Raw genomic sequence first — 24,701 nt, 5'->3', positions numbered from 1 at the left:
GGCGCGGGCCGCGCGACGCTGAGGCCACCGACGCCCGGCGGCGGCCGGGTGGTTCCGGCGCTCGCCGACCTTCCGAACGCGCCGCGCGAGCCGTCCAGCGCTCAGACAACCAGCCCCCCGGCGACTCGGCCCCGGCGACTCGGCCCCAGCGGCTCAGCCCCAGCGGCTCAGCCCCAGCGGCTCAGCCCCAGGCGGCTCAGCCCCAGCGGCTCAGCCCCAGCGGCTCAGCCCCAGCGCAGCGACACCGCGCACAGCGCCGCCCAGAACAACGCGAAACGCGAACGCCACCACCTTCCTGCGCGCCTTCGGATCGGGCAGCGTCAGCCCGAACACGAGCGCGTCCGAGGCGTCCGCCGCGACGCGCGCGGACACCGCCGTCCGCAGCGCGGGTCCGGGCGGGGCGAACATCATCGCCGCCCCGATGGCCGCGTCCCGCGCGCCGATCGCGCCGATCAGCGTCCGCACCGGCTGCGGTGTGCCGCCCGTGGCGGTGGTGAACCCGCAGGGCTTCGCGAGCACCTGCGGGGCGACGACGATCGTGCCGCTGTACGCGGCGGTCGCCGCGCCCAGCAGGCGGGTCAGCGCGAACGGCATGAGTCCTCCTGGAACCGGGGTGAACGTCGGCCGAGTACCCGCGGTGGTGGCCACGACACGTGGAAACTCCCGCAACCACAAGGCATATCCCCCGAAAGCGCGGGTACAGCCAGGCAGACGTTCCCGTCCGAGGAGGATGCAGTGGCGACCCACAAGCCGGGCAAGCTCGTGAAGGCAGCGCTCGAGAAGGCGGTGGACAAGGTCACCGACCTGGTGAACCCGCCGATCCCCGGCGCTCCGGGCAGCGAGCCTCCCGCGCTCGAAGAGCCCACCGAACCGCGGGCGCCGTTGCCGCCCAAGCACGATCAGGACGGACCGGAGACGGTGTCGCCCACGGGCGCCCCGACCGGCGCACCGAAGTTGTCGGCAGGACAGCAGGGCGAGTTCCTCACGACCTCGGCCGGCGCGCGGCTGCGCGACACCGACCACTCGCTGAAGGCGGGCGAACGCGGCCCGACGCTGTTGCAGGACCACCACCTGCGCGAGAAGGTCATGCACTTCGACCACGAGCGCATTCCGGAGCGCGTGGTGCACGCACGCGGCTATGGCGCGCACGGAGTTTTCGTCGGCTACGGCACGGCTGCCAACGTCTGCACGGCCGGGTTCCTCGGCGACGGCGTGGAAACCCCGGTGTTCGTGCGGTTCTCGACCGTCCTCGGGTCGCGCGGGTCGGCCGACACCGTCCGCGACACCCGCGGGTTCGCGACGAAGTTCTACACCCAGGAGGGCAACTTCGACCTGGTGGGCAACAACATCCCGGTCTTCTTCATCCAGGACGGGATCAAGTTCCCCGACGTCATCCACGCCGGCAAGCCGCACCCCGACCGGGAGATCCCGCAGGCGCAGAGCGCGCACGACACGTTCTGGGACTTCGTGTCCCTGCACACCGAAGCCACGCACCACGTCCTGTGGAACATGTCCGACCGCGGCATCCCGCGCTCGTACCGGACGATGGAGGGCTTCGGCGTCCACACGTTCCGGCTGGTCAACGCGGACGGTGAGACCGCTCTCGCGAAGTTCCACTGGAAGCCCAAGCTCGGCGTGCACTCCCTGGCGTGGGAGGAGGCGCAGATGATCAACGGCATCGACCCCGACTTCCACCGCCGCGACCTCGCCGACGCCATCGAGTCCGGCGCGTACCCGCAGTGGGAGCTCGGCCTGCAGATCTTCCCGGACACGCCGCGGCAGACGTTCGAGGGCATCGACCTGCTCGACCCGACGAAGATCGTGCCGGAGGAGCTCGCGCCGGTGCAGCCGGTCGGCATGCTGACGCTGAACCGCAACACCACGAACTACTTCGCGGAGACCGAGCAGGTCGCGTTCCACCTCGGCAACCTGGTGCCGGGCATCGACGTGACCGACGACCCGCTGTTCCAGTCGCGGCTGTTCTCCTACCTCGACACGCAGCTGTCGAGGCTCGCCGGGCCGAACTTCAACCAGATCCCGATCAACCGCCCGCACGTGCCGGTCAACGACATGCTGCGCGACGGGTTCCACCAGCACGCCGTGCACGCGGGCGTGGCGCCCTACAAGCCGAACTCGCTCGACGGCGGCAACCCGTTCGAGGCCACGGCGGAGAACCGGCCGTTCGTCGAGGTGGCGCAGCCGCTGCCGAAGGCGGTGAAGGTGCGCGAGGCGCCGGCGTCGTTCTCCGACCACTACTCGCAGCCGCGGCTGTTCTGGCTGAGCCTGACGCCGGTGGAGAAGGAACACGTCGTGCGCGCGTTCACCTTCGAGCTCGGCAAGGTCTACGAGCAGGCGATCAAGGAACGGCAGCTGCAGGTGCTCGCGAACGTCGACGCGACGCTGTGCGCCGAGGTCGCGGCCGGCCTCGGCCTGCCCGCGCCGGCACCCTCGGTGCGGCCGAGGAAGGTCACGCCGAGCCCCGCGCTCTCGCAGCTCGGGCAGACCTGGCCCACCGACGGGCGCCTGATCGGCATCGTGGTCGACCCCACCGACCTCGACGGCGTCCGCACGGTCCGCGAGACGATCCTCGCCGGGGGCATGGTGCCGCTGCTGATCGCCCCGACCGGTGGGCCGATCGGCGACAGCGGCCTGGTGGCGCAGCGGACGTTCCTCACGGCGCGGTCCGTCGAGTTCGACGCGCTGCTGCTCGCGGGCAGCCCGCCGCCCGGCCCGGACGCCGTGGCGGCCAGGGACGCGAAGGCGGGCGCACCGGGCGCGGCGGTCGACCCCAGGGTCGTGCTGATGGTCCAGGAGTGCTTCCGGCACGCCAAGGCCATCGGCGCGTGGGGCACCGGCCGTGCCGCCCTGGAGGCCTCCGGCTGCGCCGGGCTCGGCGTCGTGACCGGCGACGACGCGTCGAAGGTGTTCACCGAGCTGATGACGTTGCTGGGCGCCCACCGCGTGTGGGACCGCTTCCCGGCGACCATCGCCTGAGGGCCGGGCCGTGACGCTCCCCCGGGAAGGGTTGTCGGAGGACGACCTCGCCGTCCTGCGCTCGATGTTCGACCTGGCCCGCTCCGGCGACACCGCCGCGCTGGCCGAGGCGCTCGACGCGGGCATCCCGGTGAACCTCACCAACGGCTCCGGCGACACCCTGCTCGTCCTCGCCGCCTACCACGTCCACCCGGACACCGTGGCGGCGCTGCTCGAGCGCGGGGCCGACACCGGCAGGGTCAACGACCGCGGTCAGACCGCGCTCGCGGCGGCGGTCTTCCGCCGCTCCGAGCGGGTCGTCACCCTCCTGCTGGAGGCGGGCGCCGATCCCGCGCTCGGGCCGAAGTCCGCGCTCGACGTGGCGCGGTTCTTCGACCTGCCGGACATGCTGGAGCTGCTGACCGGGAACTAGAGCGGAGACCACGAACCTCACCGGGTTCGTGGCCACCTCACCAGGCCGACTCCCGGAGGGTCGCGTTCACGACCCTCCGGGCAGCACCTAGAACTGGTCCTTCTGCGTCAGCTCGTGCTCGATCGAGTCGGCCCGCCCCACCAGCAGCGTGAGCGGGCGCTCGAACTCCTCCTTGACGCTCAGGTCCACGAGCGGCACCACGTGCTTGAGCAGCGCGACACCGTCGACGACCGCGGCGCCCCCGACCTCCCCCGCACCGGTTAGCTCGAGGAACCGGCGCAGGTCGAGGTCGTCGGCGCGCCCGACTGCCGAGGAGATCTCCACCCACGCCGCTCCGTCGAGGTCGGGCAGGTGGTGCACCGAGACCTGCTGGGTCCGCTCCCCCGGCGTGTCGAGGCGGAAGCGCAGCCAGCTGTCCGTCTCCTCGAGCACCTCGTACCGGAGCCGGACATAGTTGATCACATCGGTCCACGACGTCACGCCTGGTCCTGCCTCTCACGCCACTCTCGTCCGCCGATCACCACCGTAATGCCGCCACCCCGGTGATGAGGGCGAATCGAGCACGTGTCCCGGCGCCGAAACCCCCGGGACCGGGGCCGGCACGGCCTCAGGCGCTGTGCCGGACCGCCACGAGCGCGATGTCGTCGGTCGCGGGCCGGTCGCCGACCATGGCCGCCATGACCCGGCTGCACGCCTCCTCGGGCCCCATCGGGCCGACCGTGCCGCGCAGCAGTTCGAGCCCGGCGTCGAGGTCCTCCCCGCGCCGCTCCACCAGGCCGTCGGTGTAGAGCGCGACCAGCGCCCCCGGCGGCAGGTCGACGCCGGTGCCGCGGCGGCCGCTGACGCCGAGGTCGAAGCCGATCGGCGGCCCGACCGGGACCGGCACGAACCGGGCCGGCTCGCCCGGCACGGCCAGGACCGGCGGCAGGTGCCCGGCGACGGCGAGACTCATGCGGCAGGTCGCCGTGTCGATGATCGCGTACGCCACGGTGGCCATCGTGGCGGTCTCGAAGTAGCTGGCCTTGCGGTCGAGCTTGCCCAGCACCTGCGCGGGGTCGAGGTACTCGAGCGCGTAGGCGCGCAACGCGCTGCGCAGCCGTCCCATGACGACGGCGGCGCGCAACCCGTTGCCGACGACGTCCCCGATCACCAGGCCGATGCGCTCGCCGGGCAGCTCGAACACGTCGTACCAGTCGCCGCCGACACCGCTCTCGGCGCCGGGGACGTACCGGGCCGCCAGCTCCCAGCCCGGGGTGCTGGGCAGCCGGGACGGCAGCAGGCTCTCCTGCAGCAGCGCCGCGGCGGCCCGTTCGGACCGGGTCCGGTCCACGTACACGGCCACCGCCAGCCGGTCGGCGATGAGCTGCAGCGCGTCGACCTCCTCGTCGGTGAACCGGCGGGCCGACGTGCTCCCGACGTGCAGCACCCCGGTCAGCTCGCCCTGGGCGATCATCGGCACCCCGAGCAGCACGCGCAGCCCGTGCTCCCAGAGCAGGGGGTTGACCACGGTGGACGGGTCGACCCGCTCGATCTGCACGGCCTCGCGTTGCTGCGCCACCCGGCCGGCGAACCCCCGGCCGATCGGCACGCGCACGCCCTGGAAGACCTCCTCCTCGAGGCCCGTGGTGGCACGGGCGACGAGCTGCGTCCCGCCGCGGTCGACCAGCAGCACGGTGACGGTGTCGACGCGGAACAGCTCGCGCGAGCGCTGCAGCAGCACTTCCAGGACCTTGTCGAGGTCGAGCTGCTTGAGCGCTCCGTCCGTGACGGTGTCGAGGACGCGCAGCCGGATCGACGAACCCCTGGCCTCCGCCATCCGACCTCCGCCCTCACCGAGAGTGCCGACGACACTACTTGCCGGTGCTGGGAGTTTCACCTCCGGAGCGGTTCAAACACCGGTTTCACGGCATCGTCAGCTTCACCAGCCACCCAGGGTGGTCGGTGTACCGCAGGCCGTACCGGGAGCTGCCGGCGAACGCGAGGTCCCCGGAGAACACGACGTGCTGCACCGACGAGTCCCCTTTCCGCACGTAACCGCCCGGGACGCACTTCTGGGCGTTCTCGGGGTCGGCCGGGTCGTACTCGAGGTTGAAGTCGCCGCCGACGACCGTCCTGCCCGCGACCCCCTCGGCGGCCTGGACCGCGGGCACCACCTCGAACAGCAGCGCCCGGCACTGGGCCAGCGCCACCACCTCGCTGGAGGCGGACAGGTGCGTGGTGCAGGCCAGGTGGTCGCCGACGGCGTGGGCGCAGGCCCACGTCCGCTGCTCGTTCCCGCCGTCCTGGCTCGCGTACGTCCCGCGCCACGCCCGGACGCCCGCGAACCGCCCGGCGGCGACCCGGCCGAGCACGGCGTTGCCGTACTCCTGCCCGTTGGCGCACAGGACCGGCCCGCCGGTGTCCCGCCGGACGGCGGCGTTGAACACCGAGTACACCCGGTCGCCCGGCCAGGCCGCGGTCAGCGCGGGCACGAGCAGGTCGGGCAGGTCGCCGGCGCAGATCTCGTTGAGCGTCACCACGTCCGGGCGGACGGACCGGATCAGGTCGGCCGCCTCCGCCACCGAACGCCCCTGCGCGTAGCAGCCGGCGATCCCGCTGTTGCACAGGTTCAGCTGCATCTCCCAGAACCTGCCGGTGGCGGCCGAGGCGGGTGCGCCCAGCCCGGTCATCACCACCGCCACCACCAGGACCACCCGCAGCACGACGTCCCGCCGATTCATGCGACCCCCTCCGCCCGGTACGACCGGAGACCAGCTGTACCGCATCCGGGAGCGGAAAACCCCGGTCTCGGCAACGGTGCCCGCGAATGCCCGCCGGATTTGCGGGTACCCGCCCCGAATGGCCCACGACTCCCAGGATCTGGCCGTGCAGTTGACCGGGATCGCGCGCGACCTGCAGAGGCAGCGCGGCGAACAGGCGACGATGGACGCGATCGCGCACTCCGCGGTCGGCACCGTTCCGGGTGCCGAGCACGCGGGCATCATGACCGTGCAGGGCAGGAGAGAGGTCAGGACCGTGGCGACGACCGGCGCCCTGCCGGGCGAGGTCGACCAGGCGCAGTTCGACGCGGGCGAGGGCCCGTGCCTCACGGCCCTGTACGCGGCGAAGACCGTCTCGGTGCCCGACGTCGTCGCGGACGACCGGTGGCCCGCGTTCGCGCTCAGGGCAGCGGACCTCAAGGTCGGCAGCATGCTGTCGTTCCAGCTGTACGTGGAGGACGAGGACCTCGGCGCGCTCAACCTGTACTCGTCCGCCCTCGGCGCGTTCGACGAGGAGTCGGAGCACATCGGCAATCTGTTCGCGGGGCACGCGGCGATCGCGCTGGCCGCGGCGCAGGAACGCACGCAGCTCGGCGACGCCGTGCAGACCCGCGACCTGATCGGCCAGGCCAAGGGAATCCTCATGGAACGCCACCAGGTCGACGCCGACCGGGCGTTCGCGATCCTCGTGCGCGCCAGCCAGCACACCAACGTCAAACTGCGCGACATCGCGGAAATGCTGACCACAACGCGAAAACTGCCGACCGAGGACGTCTGACGGAGCTCTTCGGTTGGCGGATTTCGTTCGAACGGCTAATGTTCAGGGTGAGCAGTTGAGCCTGCAGCTGCGTCCCTCCTCTCGGCACCAGTCCGCGAGGGACGAGGAGGCACTGCCATGCCGCACATCTTTCCCTTCCCGTTGCACGTGCAGCGCGAGGTGCACGGGCTCGCCGTCGTCGTGCGGGCCACCGGAGAGATCGACCAGACCACGGTGGCTGCCCTGGGCACCGAACTGCGGACCGCGCTCGCGATGGCGACACCGCCGTTCCCGGTCGTCGTCGACCTCACCGGGGTCACGTTCTTCGGCTCGGCCGGGCTCAACGAGCTGCTGGCCCAGGACCGGCGCGCCAGAGCCGCGGGCGTCCCGCTGCGGATCGCCGCGGCGCAGCGCGCCGTGCTGCGCACGATCTCGGCGTCCGGACTGGACGAGGTGCTCCACGTCCACCCGGACGTGGAGCAGGCGCTGGCCCCGCACCGGGGCGCGCGGACGGCCGGCTGACCCGACCGGCGTGGACTGTCCCGAGTGGACAGATTTGTCGTGGTGAGGTTTGTCCTTCACCCGTTCGGGTATCAGTCCGTTCGACCGGAAAGCGGAAGGCGGACAGTGGATCCAGGCTCCCTGCTCTACACCGGCGCGGGCCTGGCGACGCTGGCCGCCGCGCTGCTCCCCCGGCTCCTCGACCGCGTGCCGGTCTCGATGCCGATGGTGTTCCTCGGCGCGGGCGCCCTCACGTTCTCCCTCGTGGACGAGCTCCCGAACCCCGACCCGGACGCCCACAGCGCCGTCCTGCTGCACCTCACCGAGATCTGCGTGATCATCTCGCTGATGGGCGCCGGGCTCGCGCTCAACCGGGTGGTGAGCCTGCGCGGCTGGGCCACCACCTGGCGCCTGCTCGCGATCACGATGCCGTTGTCCATGCTGGCCGTCGGCCTGCTCGGCTGGGCCGCGCTCGGTCTCGGCGTGGCGTCGTCGGTGCTGCTGGCGGCCGCGCTCGCGCCCACGGACCCCGTGCTGGCGAGCGAGGTGCAGGTCGCCGAACCCGCCGAGCACCCCGACTCCGACGAGGACGAGGCGCGGTTCGCGCTCACCTCCGAGGCCGGGCTCAACGACGGTCTCGCGTTCCCGTTCACCTATGCCGCCATCGCGATCAGCATCGCCGGCGCGGCGCCGTCGGGGTGGCTGCCGCACTGGCTCGGCGTGGACGTGCTGTGGCGGCTCGGCTGCGGCCTCGCGATCGGCGTGGGCGTGGGGTGGTTGCTGGGCAAGCTGTTCTTCTCCGCGCCGTCGGAGAAGTTCCGCCTCGCCGAGCACGCGGAGGGGTTCGTGGCACTGGCCGCGACGTTCCTCGCCTACGGCGCGACCGAACTGGCCGAGGGCTACGGGTTCGTCGCGGTGTTCGTGTGCGCCTGCACGATCCGCGCGGCGGAACGCCACCACGGGTACCACCAGGTGCTGCACCGCTACGTGGAGCAGGCCGAGCGCATGCTGACGGTGCTGATCGTCTTCCTGCTCGGCGGTGCCGCCGTGTCCGGGCTGCTCTCCGGCCTGCGCTGGCAGGAGGTCGCGGTCGCGGCGGCGGTCCTGCTGCTGGTCCGGCCCGCCGCGGGGTGGATCGGGCTGCTGCGCGGCAAGACCGGGCCGCGCGAGCGCACGGTCATCGCGTTCTTCGGCGTGCGCGGCGTCGGGTCGCTGTTCTACATCACCTACGCCCTGCAGGAGGGCGAGTTCGCCGACCACGACACGATCTGGCGGATCGTGGGCCTGGTCGTGATCGGCTCCATCCTCGTGCACGGCCTGTCCGCGTCGCCGGTGATGGGGCTGCTCGACCGCAAGCGCTGGCAGAAGGGCGGCGAGGACGCCGCCCACACCCCGGTCTGACGGTCAGGCCGCCCGCGCCGGCACCTCGCGGGAGTCGTAGCGCCAGAACGACCGCACGCTCACCGCGGCGGCGAGAACCACCGCGATGCAGAGCAGGGCGGCGCCGGACCAGGCGAGGGTGAACGTGGTGGTCGCGGCCATCAGCCCGGCCCGCAGGTCGCCCAGGCGCGGGCCGCCGTTGACGACCACGGTGAAGACGCCCTGCAGCCGCCCGCGCAACCGGTCCGGCACGAAGCCCTGCAGGATCGACTGCCGGAACACGGCGCTGACCAGGTCGGCCGCCCCCGCGACGACCAGCAGCGCCACCACCACCCACAGCTGCGACACGAACCCGGCGGCGGCGATGGCGGCCGACCACACCACGACGGCGAGCGTCAGCGCCACGCCCTGGCGGCGCACGCGGCCGATCCAGCCGCCCAGCACCCCCGCGACGATCGACCCGGCGGCGATCGCCGAGTACAGCGGCCCCACCCCGCCGTCGAACCGGGTCGCCGCGGCCTGCGGGAACAGCGCTTCCGGGGTCGCCAGCACCATCGCGGCGACGTCGACGGCGAACGACATGAGCAGCACCGGGTTCCCGCCGAGGAACCGCAGTCCCTCGGCGACCGACCGCAGCCCCGGCCGTCCCACCGCCTCCGGGACGCCGAACGACGGCAGGCGCACCGCCGCGTACAGCGCGGCGGTGAACAGCACGGCGTCGGCGGCGTAGGCGTAGCCGAACCCGCCGGGCAGGCCGACGAGCACACCGGCGACCAGCGGGCCGAGCACCTGGCCGAGGGTGCCGATCGTGTAGTTGAGGGCGTTCGCGGCGGGCACGAGCTCCGCCGGCACCAGCAGCGGGATGATCGCGCCGCGCACCGACGACGAGACCGCGAAGCTGCCCGCCTGCACCGCCACGAGCGCGAGGACCAGCACGGGCGACCGGACGTCCGCGAGGCTCTGCGCGAGCAGCCCGAGCGTGGCGGCCCACGACACCGAGCACGACGCCAGGTAGAGCTTGCGGCGGTCGACCGCGTCCGCGACCGCTCCCCCGTACAGCCCGAACACGACCACCGGCAGCAGCCCGACCAGACCGGCGAGCCCGACGACGAGCGACGACCGCGTCAGGTCGTAGAGCTGCACCGGCACGGCGACCGCCGTGATCATCAGGCCGACGACCGCGGTGCCCTGCCCGGCGAACGTCCTGCGGAACGCCGGGATCGCGAGCGGCCGGGTGTCGGCGAAGAACCGTCTCATGCCCCTCACGATGATCGGCAGTGGCGCCGAGGACTTCCGATAAACTGTCGACCTGTGTCGGAAAGCCGCCATGACCACGCGCCCGGTGAGGTGATCGCCCGGCACCGGCACGATGGCGAGCACCAGCTCCTCTACGTCAGCAGCGGCGTCTTCGCGGTGACGACCGAGCACGGCACGTGGGTCGCGGGTGCGCAGCGGGCCATCTGGACGCCCGCGCAGACCTGGCACGAGCACCGCGTCTACGGCCAGGCCCAGGTGCACCTGCTCCGGTTCCCTCCGGAGGAGACGCTCTTCCCCGGCGACCGCCCGACCGTGATCGCCGTGCCCCCGCTGCTGCGCGAGCTGCTGATGGCGAGCACCGAACCGGGCCTGCCCGCGGCCGAGGCCCGCCGGCTGCGGGCGGTGATCCGCGACCGGGTCCGGCGGGCGGACCTCGCGGCGCTGACGCTGCCCACCGCCCGCGACCCCCGGCTGGCGCACGCCTGCCGGCTGGTGACCGACGACCTGGCCACGCCGCGCACGATCACATGGCTGGCGCGGCGGGCGGGCACGAGCGACCGGCAGCTCGCCCGGCTGTTCCGCGCGGAGTTCGGCAGCACGTACCCGCAGTGGCGGACCGGCGTGCGGGTCTTCCACGCGATGCTGGAGCTCAGCGCGGGCGCGACGGTGACGAGCACCGCGCACCGCTGCGGGTGGGCGACCGCCAGCGCGTTCGTCGACGCGTTCGCCCGCACGACGGGACAGACGCCGGGCGCCTACCAGGCCGGGGAACGGACCGCGGCGGGGCAGACGCCGGGCGCCTACCAGGCCGGGGAACGCACAGCGGCGGGGCAGACGCCGGGCGCGAACCAGGCCGGGGAGCGCACAGCGGCGGGGCAGGCGTCACCCCCGGTGCGGCACCCCGCCCAGCGCGCCGATCACGGCCCCGGCCACCAGTTCGGCCCGTGATCCCCCCGCCGCCACGAGATCCGCGGCGTCGTCGGGCAGCAGCGCCACCTCGTGCACCATCGCGAGGTACACCTGCCGGCACCAGTCCGCTCCGGTCGCGGTGATGTCCCCCGCCGACCGCAGCCGCGCGAACACCTGCTCCAGCCCGGCCTGGACCTCGGGGCTCAGGCCCGACTGGCACCCGTCGCGGGTGCTCATCAGCTCCATCGCGAACCGGTGGCTCACCTTGAGCTCGAACAGGATCTCGGTGAGCCGCCGGAAGACCAGCCGCGGCGGCGCGGTGTCCATCCGCGACTGCTCGAGCGCACTCAGGTAGCGCTGGTCGAGCTGCTCGGTCAGCGCCTCCAGCAGCGCGTGCCGGGAGGCGAAGCGGCGGTGCACGGTGGCGCGCGTGAGCCCGGCCGCCTCGCCGATGCGCTCCAGCGACGCCGCCGGGTCGGTGGCCAGCACCTCCGCGGCGGCGGCCAGGATCCGCGCGGTGTTCTGCTCGGCGTCGGCCCGCAGGCGGCGGGTCCCGGTGTCTGCCATGCCTAAACGATACGGCACTGTCGCACTTGTTGCGTTAACTGCGACATCTGTGTATCACTTAAAGGGCAAGCCAGCCCAGAGAGGACACCCGGTCATGGATCTGCAGCTCGAAGGCAAGCGCGTACTCGTCACCGGAGCGAGCAAGGGGATCGGACTCGCCGTCGTGCGGGCCTTCCTCGCCGAGGGCGCCACCGTCGTGGCGACCGCGCGCAAGAGCACCCCCGAACTCGCCGTCACCGACGCCGTGTTCGTCCCGGCCGACCTGTCCACCGCGGACGGACCGGCCACCCTCGTCGAGACCGTCCTCGCCCGCGACCCGAGGCTCGACGTGCTGGTCAACAACGCGGGCGGCGGCGACGAGCGTCCGGAGGGGATGTTCGCCGACCCGTTCAGCGGCGACGACGACCTCTGGTCGAGCGTGTTCGCGCTGAACCTCAACGCGGCCGTCCGCACCACGCGGGCCGCCCTGCCCGCCCTCACGCAGGCGCGGGGCGCCGTGGTCAACGTCAGCTCCTCCAGCGCCCGCGACCCGCACACCGCACCGCTGCCCTACGCCGCCGCGAAGGCCGCGCTCAACGCGTTCACCCGCGGTCTCGCCGAGGCGACGGGCGGGGCGGGCGTGCGGATCAACGCGGTCACGCCCGGCGCCACCCGCACGGACCTGCTGGTGGGCCCGGACGGGCTGGCCGCGAGCATGGCGGCGAACCTCGGCGTCGACCGCTCCGCGGTGGTGGCGGCCCTGCCCGAGCAGCTCGGCATGGTGACCGGCGACCTGATCGACCCGAGCGAGATCGCCCGCGCGGTCGTGCTGCTGTCGTCGCCGGCCATGCCGAGCGCGATCGGCTCGAACTGGGCCGTGCACGGCGGCCAGCTCAAGTCCGCCTGACCCCGGCCGGCGCGGGAGCGGCGTGGTGGGCCCGCCACGCGCTCGCCGCGGTGACCCCGCCGGGATCAACCGGCGAGGTCCGGGTATCCGCCCGGATGCGCTTGACGCGGGCGAGCAAGCTCCCCCTCCACGACGTCGTGACCGAACTGCGCGACCGGTCCGTCAACTACGACGAGTCCGAGGTCCGGGCGCCCACCTGGCACTTCGACCACCACCGGTTCGTCCTGGGCACCGACCCGCCCGGACGTCCCGCCGAGGGATCGGTCTGGTGGCGCGCCTGCCGGGAGGTGGCCGCCTACGCGTTCACACCGCCCGGTCTGCTGCGGGCCCACTACCTGCGCGACGACCCGCTCGTCGGCCGGAACCTGCTGCTGGTGGGCAGGTTCGCGCTCGCGCGGTTCGCGATGGGCGTGCGGATCACCGAGGCGGGGTCCGGCGAGGACGGCGAGCGCTGCTCGTGGGGCTGGGGCTACGAGACGCTGCAGGGTCACCTGGAACGCGGCCGCGTCGACTACCGCGTGGTCAAGGACCTGCGGACCGGCGTGGTCACCCTGGAGGTCGACAGCCACCACCAGGTCAACCCGCGCGCCCACCCCGTGCTGCGGCTGGGCTGGGCGCTCTTCGGCAGGCGCGCCCAGCGCCGGTTCTACTCCGCCGCCGGCGAGAACCTGCGGCGCCTGGCCCACCAGCCGGAGGTCACCGGCCCGGACGACGAGGAGCTCGTCGAGGTGCCCCGCGGCATCGCGCGGCGCGGGGAACCGTTCTGGGCGATCGCCGTGCTCGACGGCGCGAACGACCCCGGCCGTGGCGCGTAGGGCCTTCCCGCCGGGGGTACACGCCGGGAAAGGCGTGGACCGCGGCGGGAAGAGGTCGATCGTGAGCGGCGGGGCTCCAGCCCTTTTCGCCGGACCGGCGGTGGCGCGTGCGACTGCACCCCGGTGAGCCCGAGGCCGGGCACCGGCAGGTCACCGCACTGTCCACTGTGGTCGCCCGGCTGCGCGCCGCGGCGCCCGAGGTCACCGGCCGCCCGCTCACCGTCGCGGTCGACGGCCGTGGCGGAGCCGGGAAGTCCGTTCTGGCGCAACGACTCCAGGCCGCCGTCCCGTCGTCCGCGGTCGTGCACACCGACGACATCGCGTGGCACCAGGCGTACTTCGACTGGGCGGACCTGATGGCCGACCACGTCCTGCGGCCGCTCCACCGCGGTCAGGCCGTGGAGTTCCGGCCACCGGCCTGGGTCGCGCACGGCCGGGACGGCACCGTCCACGTGCCGGCCGGGCTGGAGGTCGTGTGGGTCGAGGGCACCGGCGTCCTGCGCGACGCGCTGCTGCCGTGGATCGACGCGTCGATCTGGGTGCAGGGCGACCTCGACGAGCAGGAACGGCGGCTGGTGGACCGCGACGGCGACTCGGCCGACCAACGCGCGCACGTCGCCGCGTGGCTCGCCGAGGAACTCCCCCACCTGCTGCGGGAGCAGCCCTGGCACAAGGCGACCGTCGTCGTGGACGGCACGTCCGCGCTGCCCCGCGACCCCGGCACCGAGGTCGTTGTCGCCACCTTTACCGTATAGCACGACCGGGGTCTTGCGGCAAGACCCCGGTGGTGGCGCAGAATCTCCCGCTCGTGCCCGGACCTGCGTGATCGGCGCGGGTGCGACACGCTGGGCGAGAACGAAGCGGGGGAAGCCGGACCATGACCGAACAGGTGCTCGGACTCGGGGAGATCGGCCGGACGCAGGTCGCGCTCTGCGGCGGCAAGGGAGCACACCTGGGAGAGCTGTCGCGGATCGAGGGCGTGCGCGTGCCGCCCGGGTTCTGCGTGACGACCGAGGCGTTCGACCGCATCGCGCCGGCCGCGGCCGGCCTGCTGGACCGGCTGGCGCGGGTGGACCCGGACGACCGCGAGGCGATCCGCGCGACCGGTGCGGAGCTCCGGCGGAGGCTGGAGGAGGCGGCGGTTCCCGACGACCTGGCGCGGGCGATCGCCGGCCGCGTCGGCGAGAACACCGCGTACGCCGTGCGATCCAGTGCCACGGCCGAGGACCTGCCGACGGCCTCGTTCGCCGGGCAGCAGGACACGTACCTGAACGTCGTGGGGGCCGCCGAGGTCCTGCGGCACGTCCGCCGGTGCTGGGCGTCGCTGTTCACCGAGCGGGCCGTGGTCTACCGGCTGCGCAACGGGTTCGGACACGACGGGGTGCGCATGGCCGTGGTGGTGCAGGAGATGGTGTTCCCGCGGGCCGCCGGGGTGCTCTTCACGGCCGACCCGATCTCGTCCGACCGCACGGTGTCCTGCGTGGAGGCGAGCTTCGGGCTGGGCGAGGCGCTGGTGTCCGGAACGGTGAACCCGGACGTGTACCGCGTCCGCGGCGGTGTCGTGGTCGAGAAGGCGCTGTCCGCCAAGAAGATCGCGGTCAGGGCCATGCCCGGCGGCGGGACGCGCGAGGAGGACGTCGAGCCCGGCCGGCAGGAGGACGCCGCGCTCACCGACGAGCAGGTCGTGCGGCTCGAGGCGCTGGGCCGCCGGATCGAGGCGCACTTCGGCCGGCCGCAGGACGTCGAGTGGTGCCTCGCGGACGACGAGTTCCAGGTCGTGCAGAGCCGGCCGATCACGACGCTGTTCCCCGTGCCGGAAGGCGACGGGCAGAACCGCGTCTACGTGTCCGTCGGCCACCAGCAGATGATGACCGACGCCATGCGGCCGCTGGGCCTGTCGGTCTGGCAGTCGACCACGCCGAGGCCGATGGCCGTCGTGGGCAGCCGGCTGTTCGTCGACGTCACGCAGATCCTCGCCACACCCGCGAGCAGGAACGGTTTCCTCGGCGTGGCCGGGAAGTCCGACCCGTTGATGGGCGACGCGCTGCGGACCGTCATGGACCGCGGGGGTTTCCTCCCGACGGTTCCCGACGCGACCCCGCAGCACATCCCCGGCGCCGAGCCCGCGACGATCGAGACCGACCCGGACGTCGTCACCGAGCTGATCGCCGCCGCCGAGACGTCCGTCGCCGCGCTGCGGCGCGAGATCGCCACCCGCTCCGGCGTGGACCTGGTCGACTTCGTGCTCGCCGACTTCGCGGAGCTGCGCCGAGTCCTGTTCGACGCGCGCAGCACCGAGGTGATCATGGCGGGCATGCAGGCGGCCTGGTGGCTGAACGACAAGCTGTTCGAGTGGCTGGGCGAGAAGAACGCGGCCGACACCCTCTCGCTCTCCGCGCCGCACAACGTCACGGCCGAGATGGGCCTGGAGCTGCTGGACGTCGCCGACGCGATCCGCCCGCACCCGGAGGTCGTCGCCCACCTGGAGGCCACCGGCGACCTGGACGGGCTGGCCGGACTCCCGGGCGGCGCGCAGGCGCACCGCGCGATCGCCGGCTACCTGGCCCGGTACGGCATGCGCTGCGTCGGCGAGATCGACATCACCCGGCCGCGCTGGGGCGAGCACCCCGCCACCCTCGTGCCGTTGCTGCTCACGAACGTCCGCACGTTCGAGCAGGGCGCCGGCGCCCACCGCTTCGAGCAGGGCCGGCGGACGGCGGCGGCCAAGGAGCGGGAGCTGCTCGAACGCCTGCGGGAACTGCCCGCGGGCGAGCAGAAGGCGCGCGAGACCGAGCAGGTGGTCGACCGCCTCCGCACGTTCGCCGGCTACCGCGAGTACCCGAAGTACTTCATGGTCAGCCGCTACGCCGTCTACAAGCAGGCCCTGCTGGCGGAGGCGGGCCGGCTGGTGCGCTCCGGCGTGCTGGCCGAGCAGGAGGACGTGTTCTACCTGACGCTGCAGGAACTGCGCGAGGTCGTGCGCACGAACCGGGCCGACGCCGGGCTCGTCCGGCAGCGCCGGGAGGACGTCCTCGCCCACCGGGCGCTGACGCCGCCGCGGGTGCTCACCTCCGACGGCGAAGCCGTCACCGGGTCGTACCGCCGCGGCGGCCTGCCGGAGGGCGCGCTGGCGGGCCTGCCGGTGTCGGGCGGGACGGTGGAGGGCCGCGCCCGCGTCGTGCTCGACCTGGCGGAGGCGGACCTCGAACCGGGCGACGTCCTGGTGACGGCGTACACGGACCCGAGCTGGTCGCCGTTGTTCGTCGCCGCCGCGGGCCTGGTGACGGAGGTCGGCGGGCTGATGACGCACGGCGCGGTCGTCGCGCGGGAGTACGGGCTGCCGGCCGTCGTCGGGCTGGAGAACGCCACCCGGCTGATCCGCGACGGCCAGCGGATCCGCGTGAACGGCACCGACGGGTACGTCGAGGTGCTCCCGCGGCCCTGACGGCTCACAGCAGCCCGCAGGAGTGGGCGAGGACGGCGAGCCGGACGCGGTTGCCGGCTCCCGTCTTCGTCATCAGCGCCGCCACGTGCGTCTTCACCGTCGTCACGGCGACGTGCAGGCGGTCGGCGATCTCCTGGTTCCCCAGCCCCTCCGCCAGCAGCACCAGCACCTCGAGCTCGCGCGGCGTCAGCCCGCCGGGCGGGTCGGGGGCGCGTTCCGCGCGGACGACCCGGCTCACCAGCCGCCGCAGCACGCCGGGGCTGAAGGGCTGCTCCCCCGCCGCGGCCCGCCGGACCGCGGCCAGCAGCTCCTCGGGCGCGGAGTCCTTGACCAGGAACCCGTGCGCGCCCGCGGCCAGCGCGGGGTACAGGTGCTCGTCGTCGTCGAACGTGGTGAGCGCGACGACCCGGGCCCGCGGGTCGCGGGCGAGGATCCTCCTGGTCGCGGCGATGCCGTCGACGACGGGCATGCGCAGGTCCATCAGGACCACGTCGGGGCGGCCGCGCGCCGCCTGGTCCACCGCCTCGGCGCCGTCGGCCGCCTCGCCGGCGACCTCGACGTCCGGCGCGCTCTCGCAGAGCATCCGCAGACCGGCGCGCACGAGCTGCTGGTCGTCGACGATCAGGACGCGGATCACGCGGGCTGCTCCTGCCGCGGCACCGAGACGCGCACGGCCCAGCCGCGGCCGCTCGGGCCCGCGTGGAAGGCCCCGCCGAGCCGTTCGACCCGTTCCGCCATGCCGGTGAGGCCGTGCCCGCCCGGCCCCCGGCGCGGCACTCCCCCGTCGTCGGCGACCTCGACGCCGATCCCCGCGGCCGACTCGCGGACGTCGACCCGCACGGACGCACCGGGTTCGGCGTGGCGCATCACGTTGGTGAGCGACTCCTGCACGACCCGCAGCACCACGAGCCGTCGTGCGGCGTCCAGGTCCTCGGCGACGTCGACCTCGGCGCGCACGGCGAACCCCGCGCGTTCGCACCGCCCGGCCGCCTGCCGCACCGCCGTGGCGAGGCAGGCGGGACTCGCGCCGAGCGACGGCACCGCGGGGTCGCGCAGTTCGCTGACCAGCTCCCGCAGGTCCCGCAGCGCGGCCGACCCGGTCGCGTGCACGTCGTCGAGCACCTCGCGGACCTGGTCGGCGCTGGTCGCCGCGTGCCGTGCGACCGCGGAGCGAAGCACCATCGACGACACGTGGTGGGCGACGAGGTCGTGCAGCTCCCGCGCCACGGCCACCCGGTCCGCCTCCCGCGCGGCCTCGATCTCCGCGTCCCGCACGCGCAGGACCAGTGCCTTCTCCTCGCGCTGCCGCTCGGCGAGCTGCCGCACCGACCTCAGGTGCCGGCCCGCGAGCACGGGGACCCCGACGACGAGCAGCACCCTCAGCGCCACGAACGGCGGCCGGTCGTCCTGCTGCCCGAGCAGGTAGGCGGTGTCCACCGCCGCCGCGGCCACGACCCCGGTCACCAGCGGGCGCCACGGCCGCCGCATCGCGAGCTCGGCCAGCGACAGGGCGGCGCAGGCCTGCGTCTCGCCGAGGCCGGGAGCGCTCAGCAGGAACGCCGCCAGCACCAGCAGGGTCTGGGCGAGGGAGACCGGCAGCGGGAACCAGCGGCCGGGCACGAAGACCAGCGCCGCCGTCACCGGGAAGAACCACGACTCGAAGTCCGGGTCGGGCGCGGGAACGGCGAGCCACAGCATCGACACGACGACCAGGACCAGCGGCGCGCACCTCAGCACCCCGTTGCGCGAAGTCACGACCTCGATCGTAGGGCGGTCCCGGACCCGGCACCTCCTGCCGCGGTAGGAGGCGGACTCCTCCCGCCGGCCGCGGATCCGGGCTCGGCGCAGGAGGTGCCGGCGGCCCGGGGAGCGCCACGATCGCCGCATGATCTGGTTCGAGTCGCGTTCGAGGACGATCCTCGTCGTCCGGTTGCTGATGGCCGCGGTCTTCACCTTCTACGGCGGCGTCAAGCTGCTCGGCGGCCAGTTCTACTACGGCGACTGGGACGACCTGTCGAAGTCGTCGGTGGACGGCACCTCGCTGGTCTGGCTGTTCTACGGCTACTCGCCCTTCTACGGCCGGGTGACCGGCCTGTTCGAGCTCGTGCCCGCCGTCATGCTGCTGTTCCGCCGCACCGCGTTCGTCGGCGCGGCGGCGCTCTTCGTGGTCGGGCTCAACATCACGCTGATGGACTTCGCCTTCGGCTACCCGTTCGTGAAGTACCTGTCCGCGCTCTACACCGTCCTTTGTGGAGCGCTCGTCCTGCACGACCGGGACCGGTTGCGCGACATCTTCGCCGACCCGGCCGCACCTCGCTGAGAGGACTCGTCGTGCGGAGCCCCGGCACGGGTGTTTGGCTGGGAGACGTGCCGAAGAGAAGCGTTTCCGCCACCAGAACCGTGCAGGCCCCGCCCGAACGGATCTTCGAGCTGCTCGCCGACCCGTCGAAGCACCCGCTGATCGACGGCTCCGGCGCCGTCCGCGCACCGCTGCCCGGCGCACCGGCGAAGCTCGCGCTCGGCACGGCGTTCGGCATGGACATGAAGATCGGCCTGGCCTACCGCATCGAGAACACGGTGGTGGAGTTCGAGGAGAACCGCCTGATCGCGTGGCGCCACTTCAACGGGCACCGCTGGCGCTGGCAGCTCACCCCGGTGGGCGACGGCGCCACCGAGGTGACCGAGACGTTCGACTGGTCGACCGCCCGCACCCCGGTGCTGATCGGCCTGTCGCCCATCCCGCGGCGCAACAGGGCGTCGATGGAGCGGTCGCTGGAACGGCTGTCCGCCCTGCTGGCCACTACCTGACCGAGCGCGCCCGCACGAACACCTCGTCCGCCCCGAGCCTCGTGAAGAGGTCCTGGTTGGCCGACTCGCGGACGGCGGCGACGATGACCGCCGTCCGGTTGAGGTTGCGCGCGACGCCGGCGATCAGCACGCCCTCCTGGTCGTCCGGGACCGCGACGACCACCCGTGCCGCGAACTGCACGCCCGCGTGCTGCAACACGCAGATGTCGCGCCCGTCACCGCGCACGACCCTGGCACCGTTGGCGATCGCCCCGGTCAGCGCGACCGCGTCGGGGTCGACCACGACGACGTCGGCGTGCTCGGACTGCACCGGCAGGTGTCTCAGGACGTCGAGCGCGGCCTCGCCGTACCCGATCACCACGGTGAGGCCGCTCACGACGGCTTCTTCCCGGTGAGCGCCTGCCGCTGCATGCGCTGGGGCGCCTCCGCCTTGCGCGGCGGCCTGTCGTTGGCGATCAGGACGGCCATCCACGGCAGCGGCACCGACAGCAGCAGCAGGGCCAGCGCGAGCCACCAGATCTTCGCGAAGACCACCGCCAGCACGATGCACGGGATGCGCATGCTCATCACGATGGCGTACCTGCGGCGCCGCGCGGCGAGCTGGTCCTGGTACGACGGCTCGGCAGAGGTGATCAGCACGGGGTTCTCGCGTCGAGGCGAGTTCACAAGCGGACCTCCGTTCTCTCCCCCGGGGATTCGTATCGGCGACCGATTCGGTTCGTTTCGCGTGCGTCACACCAGCGCGGGCCGGCGGGAGCGGAACCACGCCGTCGCCGCCGCCACGACGACCAGCGCCACGACCGCGATCGCCGCGAGCACCGGCTGCCCCGCCTGCACCGTGGCCACCACGACCGCGACCAGCGCCCACGCGACGGCCAGGCCGTAGGACAGCAGGCCGGACGTGCGGCGCAGCAGCACGACCGCCGTGGCCGTCGCACCGGCCAGCACCGCGACCTGCCCCGCCACGCCCGCGGGACCGGTGATCGGCGCCCCGCTCTCGGTCAGGGCTGTGGTGAGGTTCACCCAGATCGCCACGGTGCTCCAGCCCGTGTAGACGCCCAGCGTCGACCACAGCAGCACCCGCGGCGCACGCCGCCACCGGGCGATCTCGGCGCGGTGGCGCAGGGCAATCCGCACCGCCGCGAGCAGGCCCGCCAGCATCACCACGAACACGGCCACGGTCGACCAGACCGGTTCGAGCTCCGCGGCGACGAGCCACACCGTGAACCCGGCGAACACCACCGACAGCGGGCGCGCCAGGCGGTCGCGCACCTCGTGGCCGGGTGACCGGGTGACCAGTGCCCACAGCGCGTAGGCCAGGCACAGGGCCTCCACCAGGCCCCAGATCGAGAACGCGTAGCCGGCGGGGACTATCGGGGGCTCGCCCGGCCGGTCCGAGGTCCGGAACTCGCTGCCGCCCAGGGCGGTCACGACCAGGGGGCTCGCCACCTGTGCCGCGGCCAGGACCAGCAGCAGCAGGCGCCACGATCGGGCCGAGTTCTCGGTCGGCTGCACCTTGGTCCTCCTCTGCTGCTGTGGATCGGGGGCGTTCACCCATGGTGGGCCGCGTCCGGGGTTGCTGCACAACGGGCTCTGTCCCGCGTCGTGTTCCCTCCGTTGTCCGGGGGTACCGCTCCGCTCGCCTTCGGCTTCCGTGAAAAGCCTGACCGCCGGTGGCCGTCTCCGTAGGATTTCCTGCCACCTGAAGGGGGTTAGGGTGTACGACGGGTTCATCTCCTACAGCCATGCGGCTGATCGGCCCCTGGCGAAGAGGTTGCAGCGCAGCCTTCACCGGATCGGGCGGCCGTGGCACCGGGCTCGGGCGCTGCGGGTGTTCCGCGACGACGTCAGTCTGGCCGCCAGTCCTGATCTGTGGTCGTCGATCCAGGGCGCGTTGCTGGCGTCCCGGACCTTCGTCCTGCTGGCCTGCCCCTCGTCCGCCTCCTCCGCCTGGGTGGGGCGTGAGGTGGCGCTGTGGCGGGAGCGGAAGTCCCGCGAGACGTTCCTGATCGTGGTGACCGGCGGCGAGGTGGTCTGGGACGAGGCCGCCGGTGACTTCGACTGGGAGCGCACCACCGCGCTGCCGGCCGCGCTGGCCGGGTGGTTCCCCGCCGAGCCGTTGTGGGTGGACCTGCGGGAGTCCGGGCGGCTGCGCGGGGACGAGTTCCGGTCCGCTGCCGCGACCGTCGCCGCCGGGGTGCACGGGGTGGCCAAGGACTCGTTGATCAGTGAGGACTCCCGGCAGCTGCGGCGGCTCGTCTCCGTGCTGGCCGGCTTGTTGTCCTTGGCGTTGGTTGCCGGTGGCGTCGCCGTGTGGCAGCAGCGGGTTGCCGTCGCCGAGCGGGACCGGGCCACCGCGCAGGCCCGTCTCGCGCTGTCGCGGGCGTTGTCCGGGGAGGCCTTGCGGTTGCTCGACGTCGATCCGCAGCTGGCCGTGCGGCTCGCGTTGACGTCGTGGAGCGCCAGTCCTTCGGTGCAGGCCAAGACCGCGCTCATGAACGTCCTCGACCGGGATCGGTTCGTCGTGTCCGTCGTCGCGCCCGGGACCGACACGATCTCACGCAACCGGCCCGCGGACATGGGTGTTCGGGCTAACGTCGCCGTCAGTGCCGATGGGGCCGTGGTGGCGCACGCGTTCGGCAACGGACCGGTTTCCTTGTGGGACAACGGGGGTCGGCGGCCCAGCGGCGTCAGGTTGCCGGACGAGTCGTCGGCGTTGGCGCTCAGCGGGGACGGGCGGCTGCTCGCCAGTCACGACGGGCTCGGGCTCAAGGTGTGGAACGTCGCCGACGGGTCGCTGGTGCGGGAGATCCCGTTCACCTCCTCGCCCGAGCGGGTGGCGCTGTCCGCGGACGGGCGGTGGGTCGCCGCCTCCGGCAACACCGCCGGTGGGTCCGTGCCGGACTTCGGGGTGTGGGAGGTCGGGACCGGGCGGGCTGTCATCGGTGTCGAGGACGCTGACGCGCCCGGTGGGCCCCTGGAGTTCCGCGGGGACCGGCTCTTCACCGCGAGCGGGCGGTCGGCCGGGGCGCGGGTGGTCGAGTTCGACCCCCGGGACGGGAGCTGGACGCCGTTCGGCGCGGGCCGGGTGTGGGCCCGGGGGTTCGCGGCCAGCTCCTCCTCGCTGGTGCTGCTGCACGGGTCCGTGCTCGAGCGGTGGGACCTGGCCTCGCGGGCTCGGACGCACGCCGTCGACGTGGGCGAGAACGCTTGCTGCGTCGGCATGTCCGGGGACGGCGGGCGGATCGTCGTCGGCACCGCTCAGGGGGCGGTGCTGCTGTTCGACGAGTCGCTCGGGCAGGTGGCCCGGTTGTTCCGGCACCCCGCGCCGGTGCGCGATCTGCGGATGAGCGCGGACGGGCGGTTCGTCGTGTCCGCGTCGGAGAACGGGACGGTCGTGGTGTCCTCGCCGGACCGGGACAACCGGCTGCGCGCACAGGTGCGCGGGCCCGCCGGGGTCGACGGTGTGGCGGTCGGTGGCGGGGTCGCGGCCGTGGCCGGGTCCGCCGGTGTCGTGCTGCGCGATCTCGGCAATCTCGCCGAGAAAGCGGCGCTTCCCGCTGTGGGGCGCAGGGTGTCCGTCAGTCCCGACGGGCAGGAGGTGTCGGGGCGGGGCGTGTTCCTGGCCGGCGGCCGGCACGTGGCCGTGGCCGGTCCCGGTGGGACGCCGTCGGTCGAGGACGCCGGAGCGGGTGGGACCGCGCCCCCGTCGGACCACCAGGAGATCGCGGCGAACACCCGCGGTGACGCGGTCGCGGCCGTGCGCGGGACCCGGTCCGGCGACACCACCATCGGGCTGTGGCGGTGGGACGGCGCCGAGCTCGACGAGGTCCGCGACGTGCGGTTCCCCGCTGACGTGCGGGGTTTCGCCCTCGGCGACGACGGGGCGCAGGTGGCGGCCGTGGACGTCGACGGGCGGGTGCTCCTCGACGACGGCGGCCGGTCGGCCGTGTTCGGGGTGGGGTTCGCCGACCCGGCCACGCTGGTCGCCTTCGGGCGCGGGCTCGTCGCCCAGGTGCGGCCGTCGACGGGTGAGCTGCTGCTCTGGAACGCCGACGACGGCACGCAGGTCGGCACGTGGAGCCGGTCCGGGCCCGTGGCCGGGCTCGCCGGCACCGGGGACGGCGGGCTGCTGACCGCCGGGCGGGACGGGGCGCTGGCGGTCTGGGAGGCCGACCCGGCCGGCTGGGTGCGCACCCTGTGCCCGGTCGTCACCGGCGGGCTGTCCCCCGAGGAGCGCCGGCGCTACGCCGGGGACCTCGACGTGCCCTGGCCGTGCGGCTGAGCCGTCAGGCCAGCTGTTCCCGCGCCCACGTCTCGAAGCTGGTCAGGGGCAGGCCCAGGGCCCTCGCGTACTCCGGGCGGCCCGCCATGCCGGTCTCGTTCAGCCGGTCGTGGCCCGCGCCCATCGCGGGCATGCCGGCGGCGCGGGCCTGCTCCAGCGTCAGGTCCGGCGCGGTCAGCTCGGTGCCCAGGGCGCGGGAGAGCACCGCGGCGATCTCCGCCATCGACAGCCGGTCGCTCGCGAACTCCAGCTCCACGCGGTGGAACCGGTCGGGGTCGGCGACGATCGCCGCCACGGCCGGGCCCATGTCCCGCACCGCGAACAGGGCCAGCTCGGTCGCGGGCTTGAGCATGCTCACGATGCCGCCCTCCACGCCGCGCGGGAACAGGTAGGCCGACGACGGCAGGAAGTTCTCCATGAAGAAACCGGGCTTGAGCAGCGTCCACCGCTCGAACCCGGCGTCGCGGACGCGCTCGCCGATGGCCGCCTTCGTGTTCATCGAGGCCTCCCTGATCGGGAAGCGCTCGTCGCGGATGCGGCCGTTCGCGCCGTCCACCGTGGTCTGGACGAACTGCGGGACACCGGACTCGAGCGCGGCGTCGACCAGGTTGCCCGCCTGGGCCAGTTCGGCGGCGAAGTCGAAGCCGTCGCCGGTGAACGGGGGCATCTGCACCGAGTACACCGCCTGAGCCCCCTTGGTGGCGCGGACCAGCGACTCGCGGTCGTTCAGGTCACCGGTGACGAGCTCGACGCCCAGCGCCTTCGCGCGCTCGGACTCCGGGTCGCGGACCAGCGCCCGGACTCCCACACCCGCCTCCGCGAGGGCGCGGACGACGGCGCCGCCCTGCTTGCCGGTGCCTCCTGTGACGAGCACGGACATGGTTCTCCTCCAGGTCGGACGACAAAACGGCGGGGCCCGCCGTTTC

25 protein-coding genes are annotated in these 24,701 nt (G+C 73.5%); 13 read left to right on the top strand and 12 right to left on the bottom strand.

The window, feature by feature from the left end:
- Positions 1–210 precede the first annotated feature (210 nt).
- Positions 211–594, bottom strand: coding sequence for a hypothetical protein (locus ACFWGZ_RS22750; protein ID WP_382453565.1), 384 nt, complete (start codon positions 592–594; stop codon positions 211–213).
- Positions 595–735: 141 nt separating this feature from the next.
- On the opposite strand from ACFWGZ_RS22750, the gene ACFWGZ_RS22745 reads away from it, so the two are divergent.
- Together ACFWGZ_RS22745 and ACFWGZ_RS22740 are read left to right on the top strand one after the other, a co-directional pair.
- Positions 736–2,994 carry a catalase gene (locus ACFWGZ_RS22745; protein ID WP_382453564.1) on the top strand — a complete coding sequence of 753 codons (2,259 nt, stop codon included), beginning with the start codon at positions 736–738 and terminating at the stop codon, positions 2,992–2,994.
- Between the two features lie 10 nt (positions 2,995–3,004).
- Positions 3,005–3,406: an ankyrin repeat domain-containing protein gene (locus ACFWGZ_RS22740; protein ID WP_382453563.1), complete on the top strand. Its 402-nt coding sequence runs from the start codon at positions 3,005–3,007 to the stop codon at positions 3,404–3,406.
- 87 nt (positions 3,407–3,493) lie between these two features.
- Here ACFWGZ_RS22740 and ACFWGZ_RS22735 read toward each other — a convergent pair whose 3' ends face one another.
- The 3 genes from ACFWGZ_RS22735 to ACFWGZ_RS22725 all read right to left on the bottom strand — a co-directional run bounded on the left by ACFWGZ_RS22735 (position 3,494) and on the right by ACFWGZ_RS22725 (position 6,126).
- Positions 3,494–3,886, bottom strand: coding sequence for a hypothetical protein (locus ACFWGZ_RS22735; RefSeq protein WP_382453562.1), 393 nt, complete (start codon positions 3,884–3,886; stop codon positions 3,494–3,496).
- Positions 3,887–4,013: 127 nt separating this feature from the next.
- Positions 4,014–5,222, bottom strand: a complete 1,209-nt coding sequence (locus ACFWGZ_RS22730; protein WP_382453561.1) for a PP2C family protein-serine/threonine phosphatase — start codon at positions 5,220–5,222, stop codon at positions 4,014–4,016.
- Between the two features lie 85 nt (positions 5,223–5,307).
- A complete protein-coding gene (locus ACFWGZ_RS22725; protein ID WP_382453560.1) occupies positions 5,308–6,126 on the bottom strand; it encodes an endonuclease/exonuclease/phosphatase family protein in 819 nt (272 codons plus the stop codon).
- Between the two features lie 145 nt (positions 6,127–6,271).
- On the opposite strand from ACFWGZ_RS22725, the gene ACFWGZ_RS22720 reads away from it, so the two are divergent.
- The 3 genes from ACFWGZ_RS22720 (at position 6,272) to ACFWGZ_RS22710 (ending at position 8,824) form a co-directional block, all read left to right on the top strand.
- Positions 6,272–6,943 carry a GAF and ANTAR domain-containing protein gene (locus tag ACFWGZ_RS22720; RefSeq protein WP_382453559.1) on the top strand — a complete coding sequence of 224 codons (672 nt, stop codon included), beginning with the start codon at positions 6,272–6,274 and terminating at the stop codon, positions 6,941–6,943.
- A gap of 117 nt (positions 6,944–7,060) precedes the next feature.
- Positions 7,061–7,444 (top strand): anti-sigma factor antagonist, encoded by a 384-nt coding sequence (locus ACFWGZ_RS22715; RefSeq protein ID WP_382453558.1) that lies wholly within the window; start codon positions 7,061–7,063, stop codon positions 7,442–7,444.
- 105 nt (positions 7,445–7,549) lie between these two features.
- Positions 7,550–8,824 carry a cation:proton antiporter gene (locus ACFWGZ_RS22710; protein WP_382453557.1) on the top strand — a complete coding sequence of 425 codons (1,275 nt, stop codon included), beginning with the start codon at positions 7,550–7,552 and terminating at the stop codon, positions 8,822–8,824.
- A 3-nt stretch (positions 8,825–8,827) separates the two neighbouring features.
- On the opposite strand, the gene ACFWGZ_RS22705 is transcribed toward ACFWGZ_RS22710, so the two are convergent.
- Positions 8,828–10,060 carry an MFS transporter gene (locus ACFWGZ_RS22705; RefSeq protein ID WP_382453556.1) on the bottom strand — a complete coding sequence of 411 codons (1,233 nt, stop codon included), beginning with the start codon at positions 10,058–10,060 and terminating at the stop codon, positions 8,828–8,830.
- Positions 10,061–10,114: 54 nt separating this feature from the next.
- Here ACFWGZ_RS22705 and ACFWGZ_RS22700 point away from each other — a divergent pair, with 54 nt between their 5' ends.
- Complete coding sequence (locus tag ACFWGZ_RS22700; RefSeq protein ID WP_382453555.1) at positions 10,115–11,008, top strand: AraC family transcriptional regulator; 894 nt, start codon at positions 10,115–10,117, stop codon at positions 11,006–11,008.
- Here ACFWGZ_RS22700 and ACFWGZ_RS22695 read toward each other — a convergent pair.
- A complete protein-coding gene (locus ACFWGZ_RS22695; RefSeq protein WP_382453554.1) occupies positions 10,943–11,536 on the bottom strand; it encodes a TetR/AcrR family transcriptional regulator in 594 nt (197 codons plus the stop codon). The genes ACFWGZ_RS22700 and ACFWGZ_RS22695 overlap by 66 nt on opposite strands.
- A 94-nt stretch (positions 11,537–11,630) precedes the next feature.
- Here ACFWGZ_RS22695 and ACFWGZ_RS22690 point away from each other — a divergent pair, with 94 nt between their 5' ends.
- The 4 genes from ACFWGZ_RS22690 (at position 11,631) to rph (ending at position 16,682) form a co-directional block, all read left to right on the top strand.
- Positions 11,631–12,422: an SDR family NAD(P)-dependent oxidoreductase gene (locus ACFWGZ_RS22690; RefSeq protein WP_382453553.1), complete on the top strand. Its 792-nt coding sequence runs from the start codon at positions 11,631–11,633 to the stop codon at positions 12,420–12,422.
- Positions 12,423–12,517: 95 nt separating this feature from the next.
- Positions 12,518–13,237, top strand: coding sequence for a DUF1990 family protein (locus tag ACFWGZ_RS22685; RefSeq protein ID WP_382453552.1), 720 nt, complete (start codon positions 12,518–12,520; stop codon positions 13,235–13,237).
- A gap of 107 nt (positions 13,238–13,344) precedes the next feature.
- On the top strand, positions 13,345–13,992 hold the full coding sequence (locus tag ACFWGZ_RS22680) for a uridine kinase (RefSeq protein ID WP_382453551.1): 648 nt from the start codon (positions 13,345–13,347) through the stop codon (positions 13,990–13,992).
- Between the two features lie 122 nt (positions 13,993–14,114).
- Positions 14,115–16,682: a rifamycin-inactivating phosphotransferase gene (rph, locus tag ACFWGZ_RS22675; protein ID WP_382453550.1), complete on the top strand. Its 2,568-nt coding sequence runs from the start codon at positions 14,115–14,117 to the stop codon at positions 16,680–16,682.
- A gap of 4 nt (positions 16,683–16,686) precedes the next feature.
- Here rph and ACFWGZ_RS22670 read toward each other — a convergent pair whose 3' ends face one another.
- Positions 16,687–17,319, bottom strand: a complete 633-nt coding sequence (locus tag ACFWGZ_RS22670; protein ID WP_382453549.1) for a response regulator — start codon at positions 17,317–17,319, stop codon at positions 16,687–16,689.
- Entirely contained in the window at positions 17,316–18,437 is a 1,122-nt protein-coding gene (locus tag ACFWGZ_RS22665; RefSeq protein ID WP_382453548.1) for a sensor histidine kinase, read from the bottom strand. Before ACFWGZ_RS22665 ends, ACFWGZ_RS22670 begins: the two co-directional genes overlap by 4 nt.
- A gap of 130 nt (positions 18,438–18,567) precedes the next feature.
- Between ACFWGZ_RS22665 and ACFWGZ_RS22660 the strand changes: the two genes are divergently transcribed.
- Both ACFWGZ_RS22660 and ACFWGZ_RS22655 read left to right on the top strand, forming a co-directional pair.
- Positions 18,568–19,002 carry a hypothetical protein gene (locus ACFWGZ_RS22660; RefSeq protein ID WP_382453547.1) on the top strand — a complete coding sequence of 145 codons (435 nt, stop codon included), beginning with the start codon at positions 18,568–18,570 and terminating at the stop codon, positions 19,000–19,002.
- Positions 19,003–19,049: 47 nt separating this feature from the next.
- A complete protein-coding gene (locus ACFWGZ_RS22655; RefSeq protein ID WP_382453546.1) occupies positions 19,050–19,490 on the top strand; it encodes an SRPBCC family protein in 441 nt (146 codons plus the stop codon).
- Here ACFWGZ_RS22655 and ACFWGZ_RS22650 read toward each other — a convergent pair.
- From ACFWGZ_RS22650 to ACFWGZ_RS22640, 3 genes are all read right to left on the bottom strand, one after another.
- Positions 19,483–19,866, bottom strand: coding sequence for an NAD-binding protein (locus tag ACFWGZ_RS22650; RefSeq protein ID WP_382453545.1), 384 nt, complete (start codon positions 19,864–19,866; stop codon positions 19,483–19,485). The genes ACFWGZ_RS22655 and ACFWGZ_RS22650 overlap by 8 nt on opposite strands.
- On the bottom strand, positions 19,863–20,156 hold the full coding sequence (locus ACFWGZ_RS22645) for a DUF3099 domain-containing protein (protein WP_382453544.1): 294 nt from the start codon (positions 20,154–20,156) through the stop codon (positions 19,863–19,865). Before ACFWGZ_RS22645 ends, ACFWGZ_RS22650 begins: the two co-directional genes overlap by 4 nt.
- A 66-nt stretch (positions 20,157–20,222) precedes the next feature.
- Positions 20,223–21,005 carry a hypothetical protein gene (locus ACFWGZ_RS22640; protein ID WP_382453543.1) on the bottom strand — a complete coding sequence of 261 codons (783 nt, stop codon included), beginning with the start codon at positions 21,003–21,005 and terminating at the stop codon, positions 20,223–20,225.
- Positions 21,006–21,207: 202 nt separating this feature from the next.
- Here ACFWGZ_RS22640 and ACFWGZ_RS22635 point away from each other — a divergent pair, with 202 nt between their 5' ends.
- A complete protein-coding gene (locus ACFWGZ_RS22635; protein ID WP_382453542.1) occupies positions 21,208–23,775 on the top strand; it encodes a toll/interleukin-1 receptor domain-containing protein in 2,568 nt (855 codons plus the stop codon).
- Positions 23,776–23,779: 4 nt separating this feature from the next.
- Here the strand turns inward: ACFWGZ_RS22635 and ACFWGZ_RS22630 are convergent, their stop codons facing one another.
- On the bottom strand, positions 23,780–24,655 hold the full coding sequence (locus ACFWGZ_RS22630; protein ID WP_382453541.1) for an NmrA/HSCARG family protein: 876 nt from the start codon (positions 24,653–24,655) through the stop codon (positions 23,780–23,782).
- Positions 24,656–24,701 lie beyond the last annotated feature (46 nt).

Source organism: Lentzea sp. NPDC060358, assembly GCF_042725365.1.
Taxonomy (GTDB): domain Bacteria; phylum Actinomycetota; class Actinomycetes; order Mycobacteriales; family Pseudonocardiaceae; genus Lentzea.
The sequence above is the reverse complement of the archived record's forward strand: the minus strand, read 5'-3'. Positions and strand labels throughout refer to the sequence as shown.

Excerpts from the sequence above, each read along its gene's own strand:
- ACFWGZ_RS22750 (WP_382453565.1), bottom strand. The coding sequence starts at position 594 with ATGCCGTTCGCGCTGACCCGCCTGCTGGGCGCGGCGACCGCCGCGTAC.
- ACFWGZ_RS22730 (WP_382453561.1), bottom strand. The coding sequence starts at position 5,222 with ATGGCGGAGGCCAGGGGTTCGTCGATCCGGCTGCGCGTCCTCGACACC.
- ACFWGZ_RS22725 (WP_382453560.1), bottom strand. The coding sequence starts at position 6,126 with ATGAATCGGCGGGACGTCGTGCTGCGGGTGGTCCTGGTGGTGGCGGTG.
- ACFWGZ_RS22715 (WP_382453558.1), top strand. The coding sequence starts at position 7,061 with ATGCCGCACATCTTTCCCTTCCCGTTGCACGTGCAGCGCGAGGTGCAC.
- ACFWGZ_RS22705 (WP_382453556.1), bottom strand. The coding sequence starts at position 10,060 with ATGAGACGGTTCTTCGCCGACACCCGGCCGCTCGCGATCCCGGCGTTC.
- ACFWGZ_RS22695 (WP_382453554.1), bottom strand. The coding sequence starts at position 11,536 with ATGGCAGACACCGGGACCCGCCGCCTGCGGGCCGACGCCGAGCAGAAC.
- ACFWGZ_RS22690 (WP_382453553.1), top strand. The coding sequence starts at position 11,631 with ATGGATCTGCAGCTCGAAGGCAAGCGCGTACTCGTCACCGGAGCGAGC.
- ACFWGZ_RS22685 (WP_382453552.1), top strand. The coding sequence starts at position 12,518 with ATGCGCTTGACGCGGGCGAGCAAGCTCCCCCTCCACGACGTCGTGACC.
- rph (WP_382453550.1), top strand. The coding sequence starts at position 14,115 with ATGACCGAACAGGTGCTCGGACTCGGGGAGATCGGCCGGACGCAGGTC.
- ACFWGZ_RS22660 (WP_382453547.1), top strand. The coding sequence starts at position 18,568 with ATGATCTGGTTCGAGTCGCGTTCGAGGACGATCCTCGTCGTCCGGTTG.
- ACFWGZ_RS22630 (WP_382453541.1), bottom strand. The coding sequence starts at position 24,655 with ATGTCCGTGCTCGTCACAGGAGGCACCGGCAAGCAGGGCGGCGCCGTC.